Below are 20,348 nucleotides of genomic sequence, written 5' to 3'. Positions count from 1 at the left end.
TCAGGACACCTTCTTCGCCGTCTCGATGGCCTTGGCCAGGTTCTCCAGGAGCGGGGCGCACTTGTCGTAGGACAGGATCGGCTCGGGGGAGCGCGGGATGACCTGGCCGGCCTTGACGGCGGGCAGCTGCTTCCAGGTCGGCTCGTCGATGTCGGCCGGCTGAATGGTCTGGCTGCGGTCGTCCATCATGATGATGTCGGCCTTGTGCTTGTCGACGTTCTCCCAGCTCAGGTTCTCGAACCAGCCGCCGGACGCCTTCTTCGCGGCCTCCGTGGGCTCGACGAAGTTCACGCCGAGCGCCTTGAAGTACTCCAGGTCGATGGAGAGGTTCGTGCCGGAGACGTAGAAGATGTCCTGGCTCGCGCTGCCGGCCAGGACCTTGATGTCGGGGTGGGCCTTGGCGGCCTTGCGCAGCCGGGCGGCGGCGTCCTCGAAGCGCTTCTTCGCCGCGACGACCTTGTCGGCCTTCAGGTCGGCGCCGAGCGACTCGGCCAGCGCGTACATGCGCTCCAGCGGCTGGGTCAGCTGGCGGTCGAAGACGGAGATCGCGACGCTCGGGGCGAGCTTGGCGATCTTGTCCTTGGACTCCTCGGGGACGGACCACAGGGTGCCCGCGTCGTCGAACGTCGTGGTGATCAGCACGTCCGGGGCGATGCCCGCGTACTTCTCGATGTTGAACTGGCCCCAGGCGTTGCCGAGGACCGTCACCTTGGACACGTCCATGTCGCCGGCCTGGACGTCCGGCTTGCCGCTCTTGGTCGTCGTCGGGCCGAAGACCGCCTTGACCTGGACGCCGTAGTCCCAGAGAGCGGCGCCGACACCGGTGAAGGCGGCGATGCTCGCCGGGACCTTGTCCAGCTTCACCGTGGTGCCGCGGTCGTCCTTGAACGACCAGGGGCCGGACTTGCCCTTCGTCGTGGAGCCCGAACCACTGTCTTTGGAACCGTCGTCGTTGCCGCACGCGGCGAGCGCGACACCGAGGCCGAGGGCGCCGCCGACGGCGAGAACGCCGCGGCGGGTGGGGCGGGACAGCTGGGCGATGGGCATGACGAGCTGCTTTCGGACGTGCCGGACCGGCGCTGGCTGGTTCTTGGAACTGAGGGAAGGTTAACCTAAGTTCCTGGCGTGTCCAGGGGGCAGGGGCCCCGGTAGGCCCGACTCAGGTCTTCAGCCCCAGCTCACGGGCGATCAGCATCCGCTGAACCTCACTCGTGCCCTCGCCGATCTCCAGGATCTTGGAGTCCCGCCACATGCGGGCCACGGGGTACTCGTTCATGAAGCCGTATCCGCCGTGGATCTGCGTCGCCTCCCGCGCGTTGTCCACGGCCACCGTCGAGGAGTAGAGCTTGGCGATCGCCGCCTCCTTCTTGAACGGCTCCCCGGCGACCATCCGCGACGCCGCGTCGTACCAGCCGACGCGGGCCATGTGCGCCTTCATCTCCATATCGGCGATCTTGAACTGGATGGCCTGGTTCGCGCCGATCGGCTTGCCGAAGGCGTGCCGCTCCCCGGCGTACTTCAGGGACTCGTCCACACAGCCCTGGGCCAGCCCGGTGGCGAGCGCGGAGATCGCGACGCGGCCCTCGTCGAGGATGCGCAGGAACTGCGCGTACCCCCGGCCCTCCTCGCCCAGCAGGTTCGCCGCCGGGACGCGGACGTCGGAGAAGGACAGCTCCCGCGTGTCCGAGGCGTTCCACCCGACCTTCGAGTACGGCGCTCCCACCGTGAAGCCCGGCGTCCCCGACGGCACGATGATCGCGGAGATCAGCGGCCGGCCGTCCGGCTTGCGCCCCGTGACGGCGGTGACCGTGACCAGGCCCGTGATGTCCGTACCCGAGTTGGTGATGAAGCACTTGGAGCCGTTGATCACCCAGTCGTCGCCGTCCCGCACGGCCGTCGTGCGGGTGCCGCCGGCGTCCGAGCCGCCGTCCGGCTCGGTGAGCCCGAAGGCGCCGAGGACCTCGCCCGAGCACAGCCTCGGCAGCCACTGCCGCTTCTGCTCCTCCGTACCGAACAGGTGCAGCGGCATGGCGCCCAGCGAGACGCCCGCCTCCAGCGTGATCGCCACGGACGAGTCGACGCGGGCCAGCTCCTCCAGGGCGATGCCGAGCGCGAAGTAGTCCCCGCCCATCCCGCCGTACTCCTCGGGGAAGGGCAGACCGAACAGGCCCATGCGGCCCATCTCGCGGACGATCTCGTACGGGAACTCGTGGCGCTCGTAGAAGTCGCCGATCTTCGGGGCGACGACGTCGTGGGCGAACGCCTCGACCGTGCGGCGCAGTTCCTCTAGCTCGGGGCTCAGACGGTGGTCCATCGTGTACTCACTGCTCCTGGTGGGTCAGGGCGCGGACGGTGCGGGAGGGGCTGGGTCGGCCCAACTGGTCTGCCATCCACGCGCTGGTGGCGCTGAGACGGCCGAGGTCGACCCCGGTCTCGATGCCGAGTCCGTCGAGCATCCAGACGAGGTCTTCGGTGGCGAGATTGCCGGTGGCGCTCTTCGCGTACGGGCAGCCGCCGAGGCCGCCCGCGGAGGCGTCCACCGTCGTCACGCCGTGCTGCAGCGCCGCCAGGGTGTTGGCGAGCGCCTGTCCGTACGTGTCGTGGAAGTGCACGCCGACGACGTCCGTCGGCACGCCCGCCCCGTTCAGCTCCGCGAGCAGCGTCTCTACGTGGCCGGGGGTGGCCACGCCGATCGTGTCGCCGAGGCTCAGCTCGTCGCAGCCCATGTCCCTCAGGGACTTGGCCGCCGAGACGACCTGGGGGACCGGGACCGCGCCCTCCCAGGGGTCGCCGAAGCACATCGAGAGGTAGCCGCGCACGTGCGCCCCGCTCTCCTTGGCGCGGGCCACGACCGGCTCGAACATGGCGAGCGACTCGGCCACCGTCCGGTTCAGATTGGCCTTCGCGAAGGACTCGGTCGCGCTGGCGAACACGGCGAGGCGGCTCGCGCCGAGCGCCAGGGCCCTTTGCAGGCCGCGCTCGTTCGGCACCAGTACCGGCAGATTTACGTGTCCCAGGTCCTGGAGGGCGGGGAACAGGGTCTCCGCGTCCGCCAGTTGGGGGACCCACTTGGGGTGGACGAAGCTCGTTGCCTCGATGGTGGTGAGGCCGGCTCCGGCGAGGCGGTGGATGAACTCCGCCTTCACCTCCGTGGGGACCGTGGATTTCTCGTTCTGGAGGCCGTCCCGGGGGCCCACCTCGTGGATCCGGACTTTGTCGGGCAGGTTTGCGGCTGGGGCCACCATGGGGAGTGACGAGGTCATCGCGCAGCCCCCTCGGCGCCGTGGGTGTTGTGGTCTGCTTGTGCGTGATCCGCGGTCGTGGTTGCTCGCGCCCCTGGCGGGGCGCTCTCTTGCTCGGTGCCGAGCGGGTCCACCACCGCCAGCACCTGGTCCATCGCCACCGTCGTCCCGGGCGCCACGTCCAGTTCCGTGACCACGCCCGCGTGCGGGGCCGCGATGACGTGTTCCATCTTCATCGCCTCCACCACCAACAGGCTCTGGCCCGCGGCCACTTCGTCGCCGACGGCCACCTTCACGACCGTCACCGTGCCGGGCATGGGCGCGGTCAGTGAGCCCGCGCCGCCGGCCGCGGCGCCGGTGAGGCTCGCCGCCACCGGGTCGTGGTCCTGTACGTGCCAGGCGTCGCCGTCGCGGCCCAGCCAGTCACCCGCGACGGCCGTGAGCCGGGCCGGGTCGGTCGGGACACCGTCGACCAGGATCTCGGCGCCGCGCACCCGCACCTCGACCGGGTCGTGGCCCGGCACGCGCACGTGGTGCACGGTCCAGGCGGGTTCGCCGCCGAGCCGCCAGCCGTCGGGGCGGGCGAACGGGTCGGTCCAGGCCTCCGCCGGGGGCGGCGTGAGCCGCTTCTGGCGCAGCGCGCCCGCCGCCGCGTACACCGGCGCCGGGACCTCGGAGTCGACCAGGCCGTCCATCGCGCGCTCCACGAGCCCGGTGTCGAACTCGCCGGCCACGACGTCCGGATGGGCCAGCAGACGGCGCAGGAACCCGGCGTTCGTCGGCACCCCCAGCGTCACCGTCCGGGCCAGCGCGGCCCGCAGCCTGCGCAGTGCCGTGGCCCGGTCGGGGCCGTACGCGATGACCTTCGCCAGCATCGGGTCGTAGAGGGAGGAGACCTCGGTGCCCTCGCTGAGCCCCGAGTCGGTGCGCACACCGTCGCCGTTCGGCTCGCTCAGCGCGAGGACCGTGCCGCCGGAGGGGAGGAAGCCGCGCGAGCCCGCCTTGACGGACACGGTCTCGGCGCACAGCCGGGCCTCCACCGCGTGGCCGGTGAGCGTGATGTCGTCCTGGGCGAAGGAGAGCGGCTCGCCCGCCGCGACCCGGACCTGCCACTCCACCAGATCCAGGCCGGTGACCAGCTCGGTCACCGGGTGCTCGACCTGGAGGCGGGTGTTCATCTCCATGAAGCAGTACGCCGACGGGTCGCCGCCCGGCACGATGAACTCCACCGTGCCCGCACCCCGGTAGCCGCAACTGCGCGCCGCCTCCACGGCCGCCGCGCCCATCGCCGCGCGCGTGGCCTCGTCGAGCAGGACGCTGGGCGCCTCCTCGACGATCTTCTGGTGGCGGCGCTGCAAGGAGCATTCGCGCTCGCCCAGGTGCACCACGTTCCCGTGGGCGTCCGCCAGGATCTGGATCTCGATGTGCCGGGGCCGGTCGATCCACCGCTCTACCAGGAGCGTGTCGTCACCGAAGGAGGCGCGTGCCTCGCGCCGCGCGGCGGCGATCTCGTCATCGAGGGTGGTCAGGTCGCGGACCAGGCGCATGCCCTTGCCGCCGCCGCCCGCCGACGGCTTGAGCAGGACGGGGGCGCCCAGTTCCCTTGCCGCGTCGGCCAGTTCGGGGTCGCGGCCGCCCGGCACGACCGGCACACCGGCCGCCTCCACCGTCTCCTTGGCGCGGATCTTGTCGCCCATCAGCGCGATGGCGTCGGCGGACGGGCCGATGAAGACGAGGCCCGCTTCCTCACAGGCGCGCGCGAACCCGGCGTTCTCCGCCAGGAACCCGTACCCCGGGTGCACGGCCTGGGCGCCCGTCCTGGTCGCCGCCTCGATCAGGCGCTCCGCGGACAGATAGCTCTCGGCGGCCGGGGGCGGCCCGATGCGCACCGCCTCGTCGGCCTCGCGCACGTGCCGCGCGTCCGCGTCGGCGTCGCTGTACACGGCCACCGAGCGGATGCCGAGCTCCCGCAGCGTACGGATGACGCGGACGGCGATCTCGCCACGGTTGGCCACAAGTACCGTCTCGAACAACGTCGTTCTCCTGGTCATAGCCGTCACATCCGGAAGACGCCGAAGCCGCCGGACTTCTCCGGAAGCGGCGCGTGGGCACAGGCGGTCAGGGCGAGGCCCAGGACCTGACGGGTCTCCATCGGGTCGATCACTCCGTCGTCCCAGAGGCGGGCCGTCGCGTAGTAGGCGTTGCCCTGGGACTCGTACTGGGCGCGGATCGGCGCCTTGAAGGACTCCTCGTCGTCCGCGGGCCAGGACTCGCCGCGCGCCTCCAGCTGGTCGCGCTTGACGGTCGCGAGCACGGACGCGGCCTGCTCGCCGCCCATCACGGAGATCTTGGCGCCGGGCCACATCCAAAGGAAGCGCGGCGAATAGGCGCGGCCGCACATCGAGTAGTTGCCCGCGCCGTACGAGCCGCCGATGACGACGGTCAGCTTCGGCACGCGCGTGCAGGCCACCGCGGTGACCATCTTGGCGCCGTGCTTGGCGATCCCGCCCGCCTCGTAGTCCCGGCCCACCATGAAGCCCGAGATGTTCTGCAGGAACAGCAGCGGGATGCCGCGCTGGTCGCACAGCTCGATGAAGTGGGCGCCCTTCTGGGCGGACTCGGCGAACAGGATGCCGTTGTTCGCGACGATGCCGACCTGGTGCCCGTGGATCCGCGCGAATCCGGTGACCAGCGTCTGACCGAACTCGGCCTTGAACTCGGCGAATTGCGAGCCGTCGACGACCCGCGCGATCACTTCCCGTACGTCGTAAGGAGTCCGCGAGTCGACCGGCACCGCTCCGTACAGACCCGCCGGGTCGACCTTCGGCTCCACGGCCGCCTTCACCGACCACGGCAGCGGCCCGCGCTCCGGCAGCGTGGAGACGATGGTCCGGACGATCCGCAGCGCGTGCGCGTCGTCCTCCGCCAGGTGGTCCGTGACGCCGGAGACACGGGAGTGCACCTCGCCGCCGCCCAGCTCCTCGGCCGTCACCACCTCACCGGTGGCCGCCTTCACCAACGGCGGGCCGCCCAGGAAGATCGTGCCCTGATTGCGGACGATGACGGCCTCGTCGCTCATCGCCGGGACGTACGCGCCGCCCGCGGTGCACGAGCCGAGCACCGCCGCGATCTGCGGGATGCCCGCGCCCGACATCCGCGCCTGGTTGTAGAAGATCCGCCCGAAGTGCTCGCGGTCCGGGAACACCTCGTCCTGCATCGGCAGGAACGCGCCGCCGGAGTCCACCAAGTAGACGCACGGCAGCCGGTTCTCCAGGGCCACCTCCTGCGCGCGCAGGTGCTTCTTCACCGTCATCGGGTAGTACGTGCCGCCCTTGACCGTCGCGTCGTTCGCGACGATCACGCACGCGTGGCCCGCGACCCGGCCGATCCCGGCGATCACCCCCGCCGCCGGCGCCTGCCCCTCGTACATCCCGTCCGCCGCCAGCGGCGCCAGCTCCAGGAAGGGGGAGCCCGGGTCGAGCAGCGTGTCCACGCGGTCGCGCGGCAGCAGCTTGCCGCGCGCGGTGTGCCGCGCCCTGGCCTTCTCGCCGCCGCCGAGACGGGCCGCCGCGAGCTTCGCGCGCAGCTCCTCCCCGAGCGCGCGGTGGGCCGCCTCATTGGCCCGCCAGGCCTCCGACGCGGGGTCCGCCGCGCTCGTCAGCTCCGGTGCCTCGTGCATCCTGCGCTCTCCTCACCAGCAATGAGCGTCAACCGAAAACGTTAATGAGCGTTAACCTGTTGCCGTCAGGTTAACGGTCGCTAACCTCCCTGTCTAGAATTGCTTCCATGGCCACCAGAACCGACGCCCCCACCCGCCGTGAGCAGATCCTCAGAGAGGCCGCGCGGCTCTTCGCCGAGCGCGGGTTCCACGGTGTCGGGGTGGATGAGATAGGCGCCGCGGTCGGCATCAGCGGACCCGGCCTGTACCGGCATTTCGCGGGCAAGGACGCGATGCTCGCCGAGCTGCTCGTCGGCATCAGCGGGCAGCTGCTGACCGGCGGGAAGCGGCGGGTCGCGGAGGCGCAGCAGGGGCCCGAGGCGCTGCTCGACTCGCTCATCGAGGGGCACATCGACTTCGCGCTCGACGACCGCGACCTGATCACACTGCACGACCGGGAGCTGGACCGGCTGCGCGACAGCGACCGCAAGCTGGTGCGGCAGCTGCAGCGCCAGTACGTGGAGCTGTGGGTGGAGGCCGTGCGCAAGGTCTACCCCGAGCTGGCGGAACCGCACGCGCGCGTGGCCGTGCACGCGGTCTTCGGCCTGCTGAACTCCACGCCGCACCTGAGCCGCCCGAGCTCGCTGCCCGGCCGGACCACGACCGCCGGGATGCTGCACAAGCTGGCGCGCGGGGCGTTCGCGGCAGCCGCCGCATAGCCGCTCCCCCGAGTGACGTGCATCTCTGGACGCTCTCGTAACTGACGGGTAACGTGACTCTGAGCAAGCGCTTAGTCGTGTATGCCCTGTAGTGCAACCGCCGTAGAGACCGTCGTAGAGGGAGAGTTCTCCGTGCGCCGTACCGTTTTCAATGAGGACCACGAGGCGTTCCGGGAGACCCTGCGCGCCTTCATCGAGGCCGAGGTCGTCCCGCACTACGACGAGTGGTTCCAGCAGGGCATCGTGCCGCGCGAGCTGTACGCCAAGATGGCGGAGCTCGGCCTGTTCGGCATCAACGTGCCCGAGGACTACGACGGCGCCGGCCTGGACACCCACAAGTTCGAGGCCATCCAGTACGAGGAGACCGCCCGCGCCGGCGTCTCCTTCGGCGGCTCCGGCGTGCACGTGCTGCTCGCCCTGCCGTACATCAAGATGCTCGCCACCGACGAGCAGAAGAAGCGCTACCTGCCGAACTTCGTCTCCGGCGAGGAGATGTGGGCCCTGGCGATGACCGAGCCGGGCACCGGCTCCGACGTCGCGGGCATGAAGACCACCGCCAAGCTCTCCGACGACGGCACGCACTACGTGCTCAACGGCTCCAAGACGTTCATCACCGGCGGCGTCCACGCCGACCGCGTCATCGTCTGCGCCCGCACCTCCGCGCCGAGCGCCGAGGACCGCCGCTTCGGCATCTCCCTCTTCGCCGTCGACACCAAGTCCGAGGGCTACTCCATCGGCCGCAAGCTCGACAAGCTCGGCCTGCGCACGTCCGACACCGCCGAGCTGGCGTTCGTCGACGTGAAGGTGCCCGTCGAGGACCTCCTCGGCGAGGAGAACAAGGGCTTCGGCTACCTCGGCACGAACCTCGCCTCCGAGCGCTGGGGCATCGCCTACGGCGCGTACGCGCAGGCCAAGGCCGCCGTCCGGTTCGCCAAGGAGTACGTCCAGGAGCGCACCGTCTTCGGCAAGCCGGTCGCGTCCTTCCAGAACACCAAGTTCGAGCTGGCCGCCTGCCAGGCCGAGGTGGACGCGGCCGAGGCCGTCGCCGACCGCGCCCTGGAGGCGCTCGACGCCGGTGAGCTGACCGCCGCCGAGGCCGCGTCCGCGAAGCTGTTCTGCACCGAGGTCGCCCACCGCGTCATCGACCGCTGCCTCCAGCTGCACGGCGGCTACGGCTTCATGAACGAGTACCCGATCGCCCGCCTCTACGCGGACAACCGGGTCAACCGCATCTACGGCGGCACCAGCGAGGTCATGAAGATGATCATCGCGAAGAACATGGGCCTGTAGGAACGCGGGCCCGTAAGAAGAACACGGGCCTGTAACCCGCCCGACCAGCACATTAAGTACAACTGGCGATATGAATCAGGCACTTGAGTCCTTGCTCGATCTGCTCGACCTGGAGCGGATCGAGCAGGACGTCTTCCGTGGCCAGTCCCGGTCCGCCGTGGTCCCGCGCGTCTTCGGCGGACAGGTGGCCGCACAGGCCCTCGTCGCCGCCGGACGCACGGTCCCGGCGGACCGGTTCGCCCACTCCCTGCACGCGTACTTCCTCGTCGCGGGCGACCCGGGCGCGCCCATCGTCTACACCGTCGACCGGATCCGCGACGGCCGCTCCTTCACCACGCGCCGCGTCGTCGCGATCCAGCACGGGCAGCCGATCTTCCACCTCTCCGCGTCCTTCCAGACGTACGAGGACGGGCTCGACCACCAGGCCCCGATGCCGGACGCGCCCGACCCGGAGACCCTGCCGACCGCGGCCGAGATGCTGCCGCGTTACGCCGGCGCGTTCGTCGACCCCGGTGTCGTCGACCGCCTCCTGGAAGCGCGCGAGGCCGTCGACCTGCGCTATGTGGACGCGCCGCCGTTCGCCTTCGTGGGCGAGCCGCAGCCGCCGCGCTCCCAGGTCTGGTTCCGCACGAACGGCAAGCTCGACGGCCCCACCGACGGCGCTGAGCACCTCCTGCACGTCTGCCTGGCCACGTACGTCTCCGACATGACCCTCCTCGACTCCGTGCTGCTCGCGCACGGGCGCGGCGGCTGGGCCGTCGGCGACGTGGTGGGTGCCTCGCTCGACCACGCCATGTGGTTCCACCGGCCGTTCCGCGCCGACGAATGGCTGCTGTACGACCAGGAGTCGCCGTCCGCGTCCGGCGGCCGCGGGCTCGGCCAGGCCCGCATCTACACCCGGGACGGACAGCTCGCGATCACCGTCATCCAGGAAGGCGTCGTTCGCGTTCCGCGCTGATCGGACATAGCGTCCCGTACATGGGTGTACGGGATGAGGGTGCGGGTCCAGAGGAAGAGGCGGGCGGGGAGAGCGTCTTCACCGTGATCGTCGCCGCCGTGGCGAACCTGGGGATCGCGCTCGCCAAAGCGGTCGCCGGTGTCATCAGCGGCTCCAGCGCGATGCTCTCCGAGGCCGCGCACTCCTTCGCCGACACCATCACCGAACTGCTGCTCCTCACCGCCCTGAAGCGCAGCGGGAAGCCCGCCGACGAGGAGCATCCGCTCGGCTACGGGGGCGAGCGCTACGTATGGGCGCTGCTCGCCGCCGTCGCCACGTTCGTCGGCGGCGCCGTCTTCTCCCTGTACGACGGCATCCACACGCTGATCGCGGGCGAGGACCTGGGCAACCCCCTGGTGTCGTACATCGTCCTCGCGATCGCCGCCCTCCTGGAGGGGTTCTCGCTGCGCACCGCCGTCAAGCAGGCGCGGGGCGAGGCCGCCCGGTTCCGGGCGCCCTTCCGTACGTACCTCAGGCACACGCCCGACACCGCCGTGAAAGCCGTCGTCCTGGAGGACAGCGCCGCGCTCGTCGGACTCCTGCTCGCCGCGGGCGGGCTGCTCGGCGGGCAGCTCACCGGGTCCGGGGTGTGGGACGGCATCGCCTCGCTGTGCATCGGCGCGCTGCTGCTCTGGGTCGCGTGGGTACTGGGCCGCTCCAACGCGCAGCTGCTCGTGGGGCGGCCGCTGCCGCAGCCCGTCCGGGCGGAGATCCGGGCCATCCTGCTCGCCGGTGAGCACGTCGAGGCCGTGCTCGAACTCACCACGCTCGTACAGGGGCCCCGCGAGGCGCTCGTCGCGGCCAAGGTGGACTTCCGGGACGCGTCCACCGCCGCGCAGATCGAGTGGGCCTGTGAGGACGCGGCGCGGCGGTTGCAGGAGCGGTTTCCCGCGGTGCGCAGGGTGTACCTGGACCCCACCCCCGGGTTCGCCCAGCGCCGCGAGGAGGGGTTGAGCCCGTGGTGAATCAAGCCCCTCCGGCGATTGAGGAGCGGGGTCCGGGGCGGAGCCCCGAGGCCTCGGTGCCGTAGGACCTGATGACGCGTTCCCGGGTGCCGCGCCGTCGTGGCCGGTCGCGCAGTTCCCCGCGCCCCCGAGATGCGCACTTCGTGCGCCATCTCAGGATGGGGGCAGCGGCGAATCGGCGAGCTAGTCCAGCAACCCCGCCGCGTTCAACAGATACGCCGTCATCGGGTCATAGTGCCGCGGGCTCGTCACATGGTCGTCCAGGGGAACCGTGACCTGCATCGTGCCCTCGGCCTCGCCGAGGAACAGCGCCGGGTCGTTGGAGTCCGCGTAACCGACGGAGTCGAGGCCGCGCTGGGCCGCGCAGCCCGCCCACCCGTGGTCGGCGACGATCAGGTCGGGCAGCGGGCGCCCGGCGCGCTCCAGGCCGTCGAGGATCGCCGTCATCGGGTCGGGGGAGTGCGTGTGCCACAGCGTCGCGCCGCGCTCCAGCATCGCCACGTCGGCGAACTGGAAGACCATGCCCTCCTCGGTGGCCAGACCCTCGGGGATCACCACGATCTCGCAGCCCGCGGCGCGCAGCGCCGTCGCCGTCGCGCGGTGCACGTCGAGCAGGCCGCCGGGGTGACCGGTGGCCATCAGGACGCGCTGCCGGTCCTCGGCCGCCTTGCTCAGCCGGGCCGCCATCCGCTCCAGGGCGTCGACCGTCAGCTCCGGGTCGATGGTGTCCTGGCCGTACCGGTGCTCCGGGTCGTCGACGACGCCGCAGCGCTCGGCCATCACGGCGAGCACGTCCTGCTCGTCGGTCCAGCGGTCGCCGAGTTCCAGGCCCAGCCAGTAGTGCCGGTCGCCGTTCGCGAGCTTGCGGTAGTGGGAGAGGTTGTTCTCGCGAGGGGTGGCCACATCGCCCGCGATGCGGGTGCGGACGAGGTGCTCGGTCAGGGCGGCACGGGTCGGACTGTCGCTGGGGATCCCGGGTATCGGCATGGGTCCATTGTGCCCAGCGCCGCTGTGCGGCGTTGATCGGTTCCGCAAGGTGGACCGAAGTGTGGACCGGTCAGCCCCGCCGTGCCGCCCGCCGGGCCCGGAGCGCGAGCCACAGGTCGAAGCGGTCGTCGCCGTCGTCGAGGCGGCGGCCGGTGAGCCGGGCGACCTTGTCGAGGCGGTTGCGGACGGTGTGCCGGTGCAGGCCGAGGCGGCGGGCCGTCTCGTCCCAGGAGCTGCCGCTGTCCAGCCAGGTGGCCAGGGTCAGGGAGAGCGCGCCGGTGGGGTCCGCCGTGTCGAGGGAGCCGAGGAGCGCGTCCGCGTACCCCGTGAGCGCGGTGCGGTCGCCGAGGTCGAGCAGGAGCGCGCTGGAGTGGTCGTGGCGGGCGCGGACCGGATGGCCGGCGGTGCGGCTGAGTTCGAGCAGGCCGCCCGCCTCCCTGAGCGAGGTGCGGGCCGCGCCGGGCGGTACCGGTGAGCCGATGCCCGCCGGACGGCCGGGGGCGAAGTGGGCGAGGACCGCGTCCGGGTCGAGGCCCTCGCCGACCACCGCCTCGACGAGCGCGCCGCGGGTCCGGGTCAGCCCGCCCGGCACCGCGAGCGCCAGGTCCGCGGCGATCTCGCGGGCCGCCTCGTCGTCCGCCGCCGCCACCACGACGCCGCGCACCGCGTCCGCTGCGAGCCCAGCCCCGGCCAGCACGTCGGCGGCCTGCTCCGCGGTGATGGACGCGTCGAGGAGGCGGCCCAGGAGCCCGGCCCTGCGGCGGCGCTCCGGCTCGTCGGCGAGGTGGCGGCGCTCCAGTTCCAGGGAGAGCAGCGAGACCAGTCCCGAGATCAGCAGGCGGGCGTCCGGGCCCGGGTCGCCCGCGAGGACCAACATGCCTCGCAGCCGGCGGGCGCCCAGCGGCTGCACCTCCAGGCCCGGCGCGACGGCGCTGGAGCGCAGCCCGCCCGACGCGACCCGCCGCAGCAGCTCGGCGCCGGCCGCGTCCGGTTCGGGCGGTCCTTCCGAGCCCGCGGCGACGGTCCGGCCCAGCGGGTCGGTGACCTGGGCGCGGACCCCGGTGGCCGACGTCCACGCGTCCAGGGTCGGGGTCAGGCCGCCGCCCGCCGCGGCCGCGGCCGTCAGCCGCCGCTGCGTCTCGAAGGCGCGCTCCACGGCGGCCCGCTGCTCGGCGGCCTGGGCCGCGAACACCGCTTTGGTCACCGCGATGAACGGCACGTCCTCGCCGACCGTCAGCAGCGGCAGGCCCGCCTCCCGCGCCGCCGTCACCAGCGGCCCGGGCGCCTCCTGGTGCGGCAGGTCGTGGCCGAGCCCCAGCGCGAGCGCGTGGGCCCCGGCGGCGGTGACGTCGTCGACGTAGGCGCGACAGGCGGTGACGTCCATCGGCAGCAGCAGCCCGATCGTCATGAGGAGCTCGCCGCCCTGCAGCCAGGCGCCGGGGCGCACCAGCTCCGAGACGTGCGCGGCGAGCACCGGACGGTCGAGGTGCTCGGGGCACGCGGCGACGCAGAGATGCAGTTCGGGGCGGTCGACCAGGTCGGAGAGGAGCAGCGCCATGCGACCAGTGTCGCCGACGGAGTGTGTACGTGATGTCCATGGTGGCTGGAGGGATTCGCCCTCAGGGCGATCGAAGGGTCCGCTCGCCCGCGGTTAGGTTCCAGCTGCATCCTGGATCACGTACGAAATGACGTCCGAGGCCGGACCGGAAGGTGCTGAAGCGTGACGACGACCGTTGCCTGTGCGCAGCTCGCCCTCGGGGTGGGAGACGTAGCCGAGAACCTCGCCGCCGCGGAGGAGGCCATCGCCGCCGCCGCGGACGCCGGGGCGCGCGTCGTCGTGCTGCCCGAGCTCGCCAACAGCGGCTACGTGTTCGCGGACGCCGCCGAGGCCCGCGCCCTCGCCGAGCCGGTGACCGGGCCGACCGTCACCGCCTGGTCCGCGGCCGCGCGTCGGCACGGCGTGACGCTGGTGGCGGGCCTCGCCGAGCTGGACGACGAGGGGCGGGTGCGGAACTCGGCGGTGCTGATCGACCCGACCGGCACCGTCCGCGCCGTCTACCGCAAGGTCCACCTCTTCGGCACGGAGAAGGACTTCTTCGTACCCGGCGACGCTGCGCCGCCCGTCGTCGAGATCGAGGGCGTCGGCCGGATCGGCGTCATGGTCTGCTACGACGCCGAGTTCCCCGAATGGGTCCGGCTCGCCGCCCTGGCCGGCACCGAGCTGCTGTGCGCCCCCGTCAACTGGCCGCTCTTCCCCCGCCCGGACGGCGAACGCCCCGGCGAGGTCGTCCGCGTCCAGGCCGACGCCGCCGTCAACCGGATGTACATCGCGGCCTGCGACCGGGCCGGCGACGAGCGCGGCGTCACCTGGACCGGCGGCTCGGTCATCGTCGACCCGGACGGCTTCCCTCTCGCCGGGCACACCCCGACCGAGGGCCCGGCCCTGCTGCTCGCCCCCTGCGACCTCGCGAGCGCCCGCGACAAGCGGCTCGGCGACCACAACGACGTCTTCGGGGACCGGCGCCCCGAGCTGTACGGCGACTGACGGTCGCCGCGCCCCCCTCTCCCGTACGTTCCTGAAAGGCACCCCATGGCCAGCGAGCAGCAGCGCACCCCGGTCGGCCCGACCGACTCCTCCCGCGTCCCGCGCTACGCGGGCCCCGCGACCTTCGCCCGGCTGCCGCGCCTGGACGAGGTCGGCAGCGCGGACGTGGCCGTGGTCGGCGTGCCCTTCGACACCGGCGTCTCCTACCGCCCCGGCGCCCGCTTCGGCGGCAACGCCATCCGCGAGGCCTCCCGCCTGCTGCGCCCCTACAACCCGGCGCAGGACGCGTCCCCCTTCGCGCTCGCCCAGGTCGCCGACGCGGGCGACATCGCGGCGAACCCGTTCAACATCAACGAGGCCGTCGAGACCATCGAGGCCGCGGCCGACGACCTGCTCTCCTCCGGCGCCCGCATGATGACGCTCGGCGGCGACCACACCATCGCGCTGCCGCTGCTGCGTTCCGTCGCAAAGAAGCACGGCCCGGTCGCCCTGCTCCACTTCGACGCGCACCTGGACACCTGGGACACGTACTTCGGCGCCGAGTACACGCACGGCACCCCGTTCCGCCGCGCCGTCGAGGAGGGCATCCTCGACACCTCCGCCCTCTCCCACGTCGGCACGCGAGGCCCGCTCTACGGCAAGCAGGACCTCACCGACGACGAGAAGATGGGCTTCGGCATCGTCACCTCGGCGGACATCTACCGCCGCGGCGCCGACGAGGTCGCCGACCAGCTGCGCCAGCGCATCGGCGACCGCCCGCTGTACATCTCCATCGACATCGACTGCCTCGACCCTGCCCACGCCCCCGGCACGGGCACGCCCGAGGCGGGCGGCATGACCTCCCGGGAGCTCCTGGAGATCCTGCGCGGCCTGGCCTCCTGCAACCTGGTCTCGGCCGACGTGGTCGAGGTGGCCCCCGCGTACGATCACGCGGAGATCACCGCCGTCGCCGCCTCGCACACCGCGTACGAGCTGACGACGATCATGTCCCGGCAGATCGCGGAGTCCCGTACGGCCTCCTGAACCTTCGAGGAGAGACGCCCGATGACCCACGACCACGACCTCGTCCTGCGCCCCACGGACCGCCAGACCGAGGCGGCGCTCAACCCGCCGCCGGGGCGCACGGGCGGCGACCTCGTCGTGGAGGCGCTCGCGGGGCTCGGCGCGTCCACCGTCTTCGGCCTGCCGGGCCAGCACGCCCTCGGTCTCTTCGACGCGCTGCGCCGCAGCGACCTGCTCCGGTACGTGGGGCTGCGCACGGAGCAGAACGCGGGGTTCGCGGCGGACGCGTACGGGCGGGTCAGCGGCGAGGTCGCCCCGCTGTTCGTCTCGACGGGGCCCGGCGCCCTGATGACGCTGCCCGCGCTCCAGGAGGCGGCGGCGGCCTCGGCGCCCGTGCTCGTGGTGTCCAGCCAGGTCCCGGTCGCCGGGCTCGGCGGCGGCCGCCGCGGCTACCTGCACGAACTCCCGGACCAGAAAGCCGTGTTCAGGGACGTCGTCAAGTCGGTCCACACGGTCCGCACCCAGTCCCAGATCCCGTCGGCGATCGCGGCGGCCTGGGAGTCGGCGCTGAGCGTGCCGCACGGCCCGGTGTACGTGGAGATCCCGCAGGACGTGCTGCTCGCCCCGGCGCGGCTGCCCGTGGTGACGGCGGCGGACGCGATGCCGCACGAACTGGCGCCGCTCCCCGAGCTCACCGCGATCGCCGCCGACCTGCTCGCGAAGGCCGAACGCCCGGTGATCATCGCGGGCGGCGGTGTCGTACGCGCCGACGCGGCCGGGAAGCTGCGTGCCCTTGCCGAACGGATCGACGCGCCGGTGGTGTGCACGGTCGGCGGCAAGGGCGCATTCCCGTGGGAGCACCCGCTCTCCCTCCAGTCCTGGCTGGAGGACCGGCACACGACCACGTTCCTGGAGGACGCGGACGTCCTGCTGGTGGTCGGCTCCGGGCTCGGGGAGATGTCCTCGAACTACCACACGTTCGCGCCGCGCGGCCGGGTCATCCAAGTCGAGGCCGACGCGGGCAAGTTGGAGTCCAACCACCCCGCCCTCGGCATCCACGCCGACGCCCGCCTCGCGCTCCAGGCACTCCTGGAGACGGTCGAGGAGCGCACGGACGAGAAGGCCGCGGGCCGTGTCGCCGATGTCCTGACCGGCGTACGACAACGTATCGACGGCCAGGAACTCGCCCTGGAAAAGCGGGTGTTGGCGGCGGTCCGCGACGCGCTGCCCCGCAAGTCCCCGTCCTTCTGGGACATGACGATCCTGGCCTACTGGGCCTGGTCGGCCTGGCCGGGGCCGCTGCACTCGGCGCAGGGAGCGGGCGGCCTCGGCTACGCCTATCCGGCCGCGCTCGGCGCCGCCGCGGCGGACCCGACGACCCCCGTGCTCGCGGTCTCCGGCGACGGCGGCGCCCTGTACTCGATCGCCGAACTCGCCACGGCAAAGCAGGAATCGCTGAACGTGACCTGGCTGATCGTCGACGACGGCGGCTACGGCATCCTGCGCGAGTACATGACCGACGCCTTCGGCGAGACCGAGGGCACCGAACTGACCCGGCCGGACTTCGTGGCCCTCGCCGAGTCGTTCGGAGTGCCCGCGGTGCGGACGTCACCGGAGGCGCTGCGGGACGACCTGGCGACGGCGCTGGCCGCCCCCGGGCCGCGGGTGGTCGTACTCCCGGCGCTGCTGCGGATGTTCAAGCCGAGCCAGCGCACGGCCTGAGCGTCTACCAGATCGACTCGACCCACTCCGGGTGGTCGATGAACGGGTTGCGGTTGTGCTGGTAGGTGTCGTAGATGACCTGGTTGCGCTTCTCCTCGAAGGCGCTCGGCGGGTCCTCGTCGCTCCACTGCTTGAGGACGGAGAGCTTGCCGATGTAGGCGGCGCTGCCGTTGTTGACCTTCTCGTTGGGCTCCAGGTCGGCGAAGCCGTCGCCGCCGTCGTAGCGCACGGCCATGTAGAGGATCATGCGGGCCACGTCGCCCTTGTCCGCGTCGCGGGGCTCGAAGGAGTCGGAGTCGGTGAGGCTGCCGCCGCCGTTCGCGACAGTGCTGCCGCCGTTGTCGAAGTCCTTGTTGCCGCGGATGCTGTTGACCTGGACGTCCGCGGGGCGCAGGTGGTGCAGGTCGGTGCCGGGACCGGTCGTCTCGCCGAAGTCGCCGTGGGACTTGGCCCAGGTGTGCTCGCGGTTCCAGTCGCCGACGTCGCCGCCGTTGAGGGACTTGGCTCGGGAGACACCGCTGTACAGCAGGATCACGTTGTTGCTGTTGTTCGGGTCCTGGTCGGTGGCCATCAGGGCGTTCCAGACCGCGGAGTACGAGATCTTGGTCTGGCTGCTGATGATCGTGTGCAGCGAGGACTTGAGGCTCGCGCCGGTCTTGCCGATCGCGTTCTTGTAGTACGTGGAGTCGTACGCGGTGGTGGTCGCGGAGGCCGGGCTCGCGGTGGCCGTGGGGAGGGTGACGGCGGCGAGCAGGCCCGCGGCCGTGAGGGCGAGGGTGCGTATGCGCGTTCCGGGCATGGGGGGTGTCCGTCCGTTCTACGCGGGTTGACTGGGTAGACCGGAGCGTGGCATGGACACGTAGAGATTGGGTGAATGCCAGGAGTCGATTGTGTGTCGGAACGGCCCCTGACGTAGTGTCAGGGGCCGTTCGGTGGGGCTGTGTTGGTGGATATCGGCTACTTCAGGTCGGACGCGTCCAGGCGGTACAGCGACGAGGAGTCGTTCGTGTCGGCCGAGTCGCTGTCGTCGTCGGACGACGTCGACTTGCTGTACTCGCTCGACTTCACCGCCGTGCCGTGTTTCTTCACCCACGCGGTGACCTCGGAACTGGCGCTGTCACCGTTCGAGCCGCCCATGCCGCCGCCCATGCCGCCGCCGAGCTGGATGTAGTGCAGTTCGCCCTTCTTCACCAGCTCCTTGAGCTTGGCCAGGGTCATCGCCTTGTCGGTGCCGGACCAGCCCCACATGGAGATGACCGGCTGCTTCGTGGCGACGATCATCGAGGCCGCGGTCTGCGAACTCGACACCGCCACCAGCCACTTGGCGCCATCGCGATGCTTCTCCAGGTATGTGGTCAGCTCGCTGTCGGTGCCGCCGCCCATGGCGCCCATGCCGCCGGCGCGCATACCGCCGCCCTCGGAGCCGGAGCTGCTGCCGGAGCCACCGGGGGGCGTGCCCATGTCGCCGCCGCCGGGCATCTCGCCCCCGCCGGGGAAGCCACCGGACTCTCCGCCCGGCATCTCGCCCCCGCCCGGCATCTCACCGCCCTGCTGGGAGCCACCGTCCTGCTGTCGGCCGCCCGGCATCTCACCGCCGCCCGGGAATCCGCCACGGCCGCCGCCGCCACCGCCGGGGCCGCCCATGCCGCCGCCCGTCGAGGGCCCGGCCGTCGGGTTCGTGCCGCCCATGCCGCCCGCGCCGCCGGAGGCGGCCGGTACCGACCAGGCGTACGCCGCCGGGCCCGCGACCGAGGCCACCACGGCCGCCGCGAGGGACGCGGCGAGCAGCTTCGCCCGGCGTCCGGCGACGGAGTGGTGGCGGAAGAGGAGCAGGCCCGCGATGGCGAGCGCCATGACGAGGGCGATCACCGGCCACAGCCAGCTGTTCCAGCCGGAGGCGCGGCGCAGCAGCACGACCGCCCAGATCCCGGTGACGCCGAGCGCGACCGGCAGCACCCACGCCCACCGCTTGTCGGCGCGGAAGGCGCGCAGCAGCATCAGGCCGCCGCCACCGCACAGCGCCGCGATGCCGGGGGCGAGCGCGGTCGTGTAGTACGGGTGCATGGTGCCCTCGGCCATGCTGAACGTCAGGTAGTGCAGGACTGTCCAGCCGCCCCAGAGGATGAGCGCGGCCCGGGTCAGGTCGGTGCGCGGGGCGCGGCCGCGCAGCACGAGACCGCCGACGAGCGCGATGCCCGCGAAGGGCAGCAGCCAGGAGATCTGGCCGCCGAGGGTTTCGTTGAACATGCGGCCGAGGCCCGCGGTCCCGGAGAAGCCGCCGCCTCCGCCGCCTCCGCCACCGCCGTTGCCCTCGCCGCCGAGGACCCGGCCGAGACCGTTGTAGCCCATGATCAGGTCCCAGGCGGTGCCGTCCGTGGAGCCGCCGATGTACGGCCGCTCGGACGCGGGCACGAACGACACGGCCACCGGCCACCAGAAGCTCGCGACCGCCAGGGCGACGGCCGAGATCAGCAGGTTGCGCACCCGTTGCCACAGGCCGCCCCGGGCCGCGTACAGATACACGGCGAAGACGGCGGGCAGCGCGATGTAGCCCTGCAGCATCTTGGTGTTGAAGGCCAGCCCGAACAGGACCGCCGAGCCGACGAGCGGCAGCAGCCTGCCGTTGTGGACGGACCGCAGGGCCAGCGCCGCGCCCCCGACCATCAGCAGGACGAGCAGGCTGTCCGGGTTGTTGTCGCGGTTGATGGCGACCGTGATCGGGGTGAGCGCGAGGACGAGCGCGGCGACCGTCGCCGCGCCGTGGCCCCAGACCCGCTTCACGGAGGAGTGCAGGATCCAGATCGTGCCGAGCGCGGCCGCGATCAGCGGCAGCATCATCTGCCAGGTGCCGAAGCCGAAGATCCGGCAGGACAGGCCCATCACCATCAGGACGAAGGGCGGCTTGTCGACGGTGATGAAGTTGCCCGCGTCCAGCGAGCCGAAGAACCAGGCCTTCCAGCTCTCGGTGCCGCTGAGCACGGACGCGCTGTAGAAGCTGTTCAGGCTGGAGGAGGAGAGGTTCCAGGAGTACAGAACCCCGGCCAGCACGAGGATCGCAAGGAGAGCGGGCAGCGACCAGCGTGGCGCGCGGTGCGCCGTGGGCGCGGCCGCGGGCGGCGGCGGGGCGGGGGCGTGGGGGAGCGGTTCGGTCGCGGAGGTCACCAGTGCACCCTGCCGGGGCCGGGTGGGCGCGGGCTGTGGCGAGCCTGGGTGTCAGCTGT

The 20,348-nt window shown here is 72.0% G+C and carries 16 protein-coding genes; 7 read left to right on the top strand and 9 right to left on the bottom strand.

Annotated elements, in window-relative coordinates; translation table 11 throughout:
- The 5 genes from AB0J02_RS10050 to AB0J02_RS10030 all read right to left on the bottom strand — a co-directional run bounded on the left by AB0J02_RS10050 (window position 1) and on the right by AB0J02_RS10030 (window position 6,921).
- Window positions 1-1,047: an ABC transporter substrate-binding protein gene (locus tag AB0J02_RS10050; protein ID WP_363193119.1), complete on the bottom strand. Its 1,047-nt coding sequence runs from the start codon at window positions 1,045-1,047 to the stop codon at window positions 1-3.
- Window positions 1,048-1,159: 112 nt separating this feature from the next.
- Window positions 1,160-2,314: an acyl-CoA dehydrogenase family protein gene (locus AB0J02_RS10045; protein WP_363193118.1), complete on the bottom strand. Its 1,155-nt coding sequence runs from the start codon at window positions 2,312-2,314 to the stop codon at window positions 1,160-1,162.
- Between the two features lie 7 nt (window positions 2,315-2,321).
- Window positions 2,322-3,263, bottom strand: coding sequence for a hydroxymethylglutaryl-CoA lyase (locus AB0J02_RS10040; RefSeq protein WP_363193117.1), 942 nt, complete (start codon window positions 3,261-3,263; stop codon window positions 2,322-2,324).
- Window positions 3,260-5,275 carry a biotin carboxylase N-terminal domain-containing protein gene (locus AB0J02_RS10035; RefSeq protein WP_363193116.1) on the bottom strand — a complete coding sequence of 672 codons (2,016 nt, stop codon included), beginning with the start codon at window positions 5,273-5,275 and terminating at the stop codon, window positions 3,260-3,262. Before AB0J02_RS10035 ends, AB0J02_RS10040 begins: the two co-directional genes overlap by 4 nt.
- Before the next feature lie 23 nt (window positions 5,276-5,298).
- Window positions 5,299-6,921: a carboxyl transferase domain-containing protein gene (locus AB0J02_RS10030; RefSeq protein ID WP_363193115.1), complete on the bottom strand. Its 1,623-nt coding sequence runs from the start codon at window positions 6,919-6,921 to the stop codon at window positions 5,299-5,301.
- Between the two features lie 107 nt (window positions 6,922-7,028).
- On the opposite strand from AB0J02_RS10030, the gene AB0J02_RS10025 reads away from it, so the two are divergent.
- The 4 genes from AB0J02_RS10025 (at window position 7,029) to AB0J02_RS10010 (ending at window position 10,871) form a co-directional block, all read left to right on the top strand.
- Window positions 7,029-7,619, top strand: coding sequence for a TetR/AcrR family transcriptional regulator (locus AB0J02_RS10025; protein WP_363193114.1), 591 nt, complete (start codon window positions 7,029-7,031; stop codon window positions 7,617-7,619).
- Between the two features lie 132 nt (window positions 7,620-7,751).
- The gene (locus AB0J02_RS10020) at window positions 7,752-8,909 is read left to right on the top strand and encodes an acyl-CoA dehydrogenase family protein (RefSeq protein WP_363193113.1); all 1,158 of its coding nucleotides are present in this window, start codon (window positions 7,752-7,754) and stop codon (window positions 8,907-8,909) included.
- 70 nt (window positions 8,910-8,979) lie between these two features.
- Window positions 8,980-9,867, top strand: a complete 888-nt coding sequence (locus AB0J02_RS10015; RefSeq protein WP_363193112.1) for an acyl-CoA thioesterase II — start codon at window positions 8,980-8,982, stop codon at window positions 9,865-9,867.
- Between the two features lie 20 nt (window positions 9,868-9,887).
- Window positions 9,888-10,871, top strand: coding sequence for a cation diffusion facilitator family transporter (locus AB0J02_RS10010; RefSeq protein WP_363193111.1), 984 nt, complete (start codon window positions 9,888-9,890; stop codon window positions 10,869-10,871).
- A gap of 183 nt (window positions 10,872-11,054) precedes the next feature.
- Here AB0J02_RS10010 and AB0J02_RS10005 read toward each other — a convergent pair whose 3' ends face one another.
- Window positions 11,055-11,858 (bottom strand): phosphatase, encoded by an 804-nt coding sequence (locus tag AB0J02_RS10005; RefSeq protein WP_363193110.1) that lies wholly within the window; start codon window positions 11,856-11,858, stop codon window positions 11,055-11,057.
- Window positions 11,859-11,928: 70 nt separating this feature from the next.
- Window positions 11,929-13,416, bottom strand: coding sequence for a PucR family transcriptional regulator (locus AB0J02_RS10000; RefSeq protein ID WP_363193109.1), 1,488 nt, complete (start codon window positions 13,414-13,416; stop codon window positions 11,929-11,931).
- Window positions 13,417-13,578: 162 nt separating this feature from the next.
- Between AB0J02_RS10000 and AB0J02_RS09995 the strand changes: the two genes are divergently transcribed.
- From AB0J02_RS09995 to AB0J02_RS09985, 3 genes are read left to right on the top strand one after another with little or no spacing between them, the layout of a single operon-like run.
- A complete protein-coding gene (locus tag AB0J02_RS09995) occupies window positions 13,579-14,403 on the top strand; it encodes a nitrilase-related carbon-nitrogen hydrolase (protein ID WP_363193108.1) in 825 nt (274 codons plus the stop codon).
- A 45-nt stretch (window positions 14,404-14,448) separates the two neighbouring features.
- On the top strand, window positions 14,449-15,426 hold the full coding sequence (gene speB / locus AB0J02_RS09990) for an agmatinase (RefSeq protein ID WP_363193107.1): 978 nt from the start codon (window positions 14,449-14,451) through the stop codon (window positions 15,424-15,426).
- A 21-nt stretch (window positions 15,427-15,447) separates the two neighbouring features.
- Window positions 15,448-17,127, top strand: a complete 1,680-nt coding sequence (locus AB0J02_RS09985) for a thiamine pyrophosphate-binding protein (RefSeq protein ID WP_363193106.1) — start codon at window positions 15,448-15,450, stop codon at window positions 17,125-17,127.
- A gap of 4 nt (window positions 17,128-17,131) precedes the next feature.
- Here AB0J02_RS09985 and AB0J02_RS09980 read toward each other — a convergent pair whose 3' ends face one another.
- A complete protein-coding gene (locus AB0J02_RS09980) occupies window positions 17,132-17,926 on the bottom strand; it encodes an endonuclease (RefSeq protein WP_363193105.1) in 795 nt (264 codons plus the stop codon).
- Between the two features lie 158 nt (window positions 17,927-18,084).
- A complete protein-coding gene (locus AB0J02_RS09975; RefSeq protein WP_363193104.1) occupies window positions 18,085-20,289 on the bottom strand; it encodes a glycosyltransferase family 39 protein in 2,205 nt (734 codons plus the stop codon).
- Between the last annotated feature and the right edge of the window lie 59 nt (window positions 20,290-20,348).

Source organism: Streptomyces sp. NPDC050264 (genome assembly GCF_040655895.1).
GTDB lineage: Bacteria > Actinomycetota > Actinomycetes > Streptomycetales > Streptomycetaceae > Streptomyces.
This window is presented reverse-complemented; position numbering and strand designations above follow the sequence as displayed.

Bases quoted from the DNA above. Each gene is read 5' to 3' on its own strand.
- AB0J02_RS10050 (WP_363193119.1), bottom strand. From the start codon at position 1,047: ATGCCCATCGCCCAGCTGTCCCGCCCCACCCGCCGCGGCGTTCTCGCC.
- AB0J02_RS10045 (WP_363193118.1), bottom strand. From the start codon at position 2,314: ATGGACCACCGTCTGAGCCCCGAGCTAGAGGAACTGCGCCGCACGGTC.
- AB0J02_RS10040 (WP_363193117.1), bottom strand. From the start codon at position 3,263: ATGACCTCGTCACTCCCCATGGTGGCCCCAGCCGCAAACCTGCCCGAC.
- AB0J02_RS10030 (WP_363193115.1), bottom strand. From the start codon at position 6,921: ATGCACGAGGCACCGGAGCTGACGAGCGCGGCGGACCCCGCGTCGGAG.
- AB0J02_RS10025 (WP_363193114.1), top strand. From the start codon at position 7,029: ATGGCCACCAGAACCGACGCCCCCACCCGCCGTGAGCAGATCCTCAGA.
- AB0J02_RS10015 (WP_363193112.1), top strand. From the start codon at position 8,980: ATGAATCAGGCACTTGAGTCCTTGCTCGATCTGCTCGACCTGGAGCGG.
- AB0J02_RS10010 (WP_363193111.1), top strand. From the start codon at position 9,888: ATGGGTGTACGGGATGAGGGTGCGGGTCCAGAGGAAGAGGCGGGCGGG.
- AB0J02_RS10005 (WP_363193110.1), bottom strand. From the start codon at position 11,858: ATGCCGATACCCGGGATCCCCAGCGACAGTCCGACCCGTGCCGCCCTG.
- AB0J02_RS10000 (WP_363193109.1), bottom strand. From the start codon at position 13,416: ATGGCGCTGCTCCTCTCCGACCTGGTCGACCGCCCCGAACTGCATCTC.
- speB (WP_363193107.1), top strand. From the start codon at position 14,449: ATGGCCAGCGAGCAGCAGCGCACCCCGGTCGGCCCGACCGACTCCTCC.
- AB0J02_RS09985 (WP_363193106.1), top strand. From the start codon at position 15,448: ATGACCCACGACCACGACCTCGTCCTGCGCCCCACGGACCGCCAGACC.
- AB0J02_RS09980 (WP_363193105.1), bottom strand. From the start codon at position 17,926: ATGCCCGGAACGCGCATACGCACCCTCGCCCTCACGGCCGCGGGCCTG.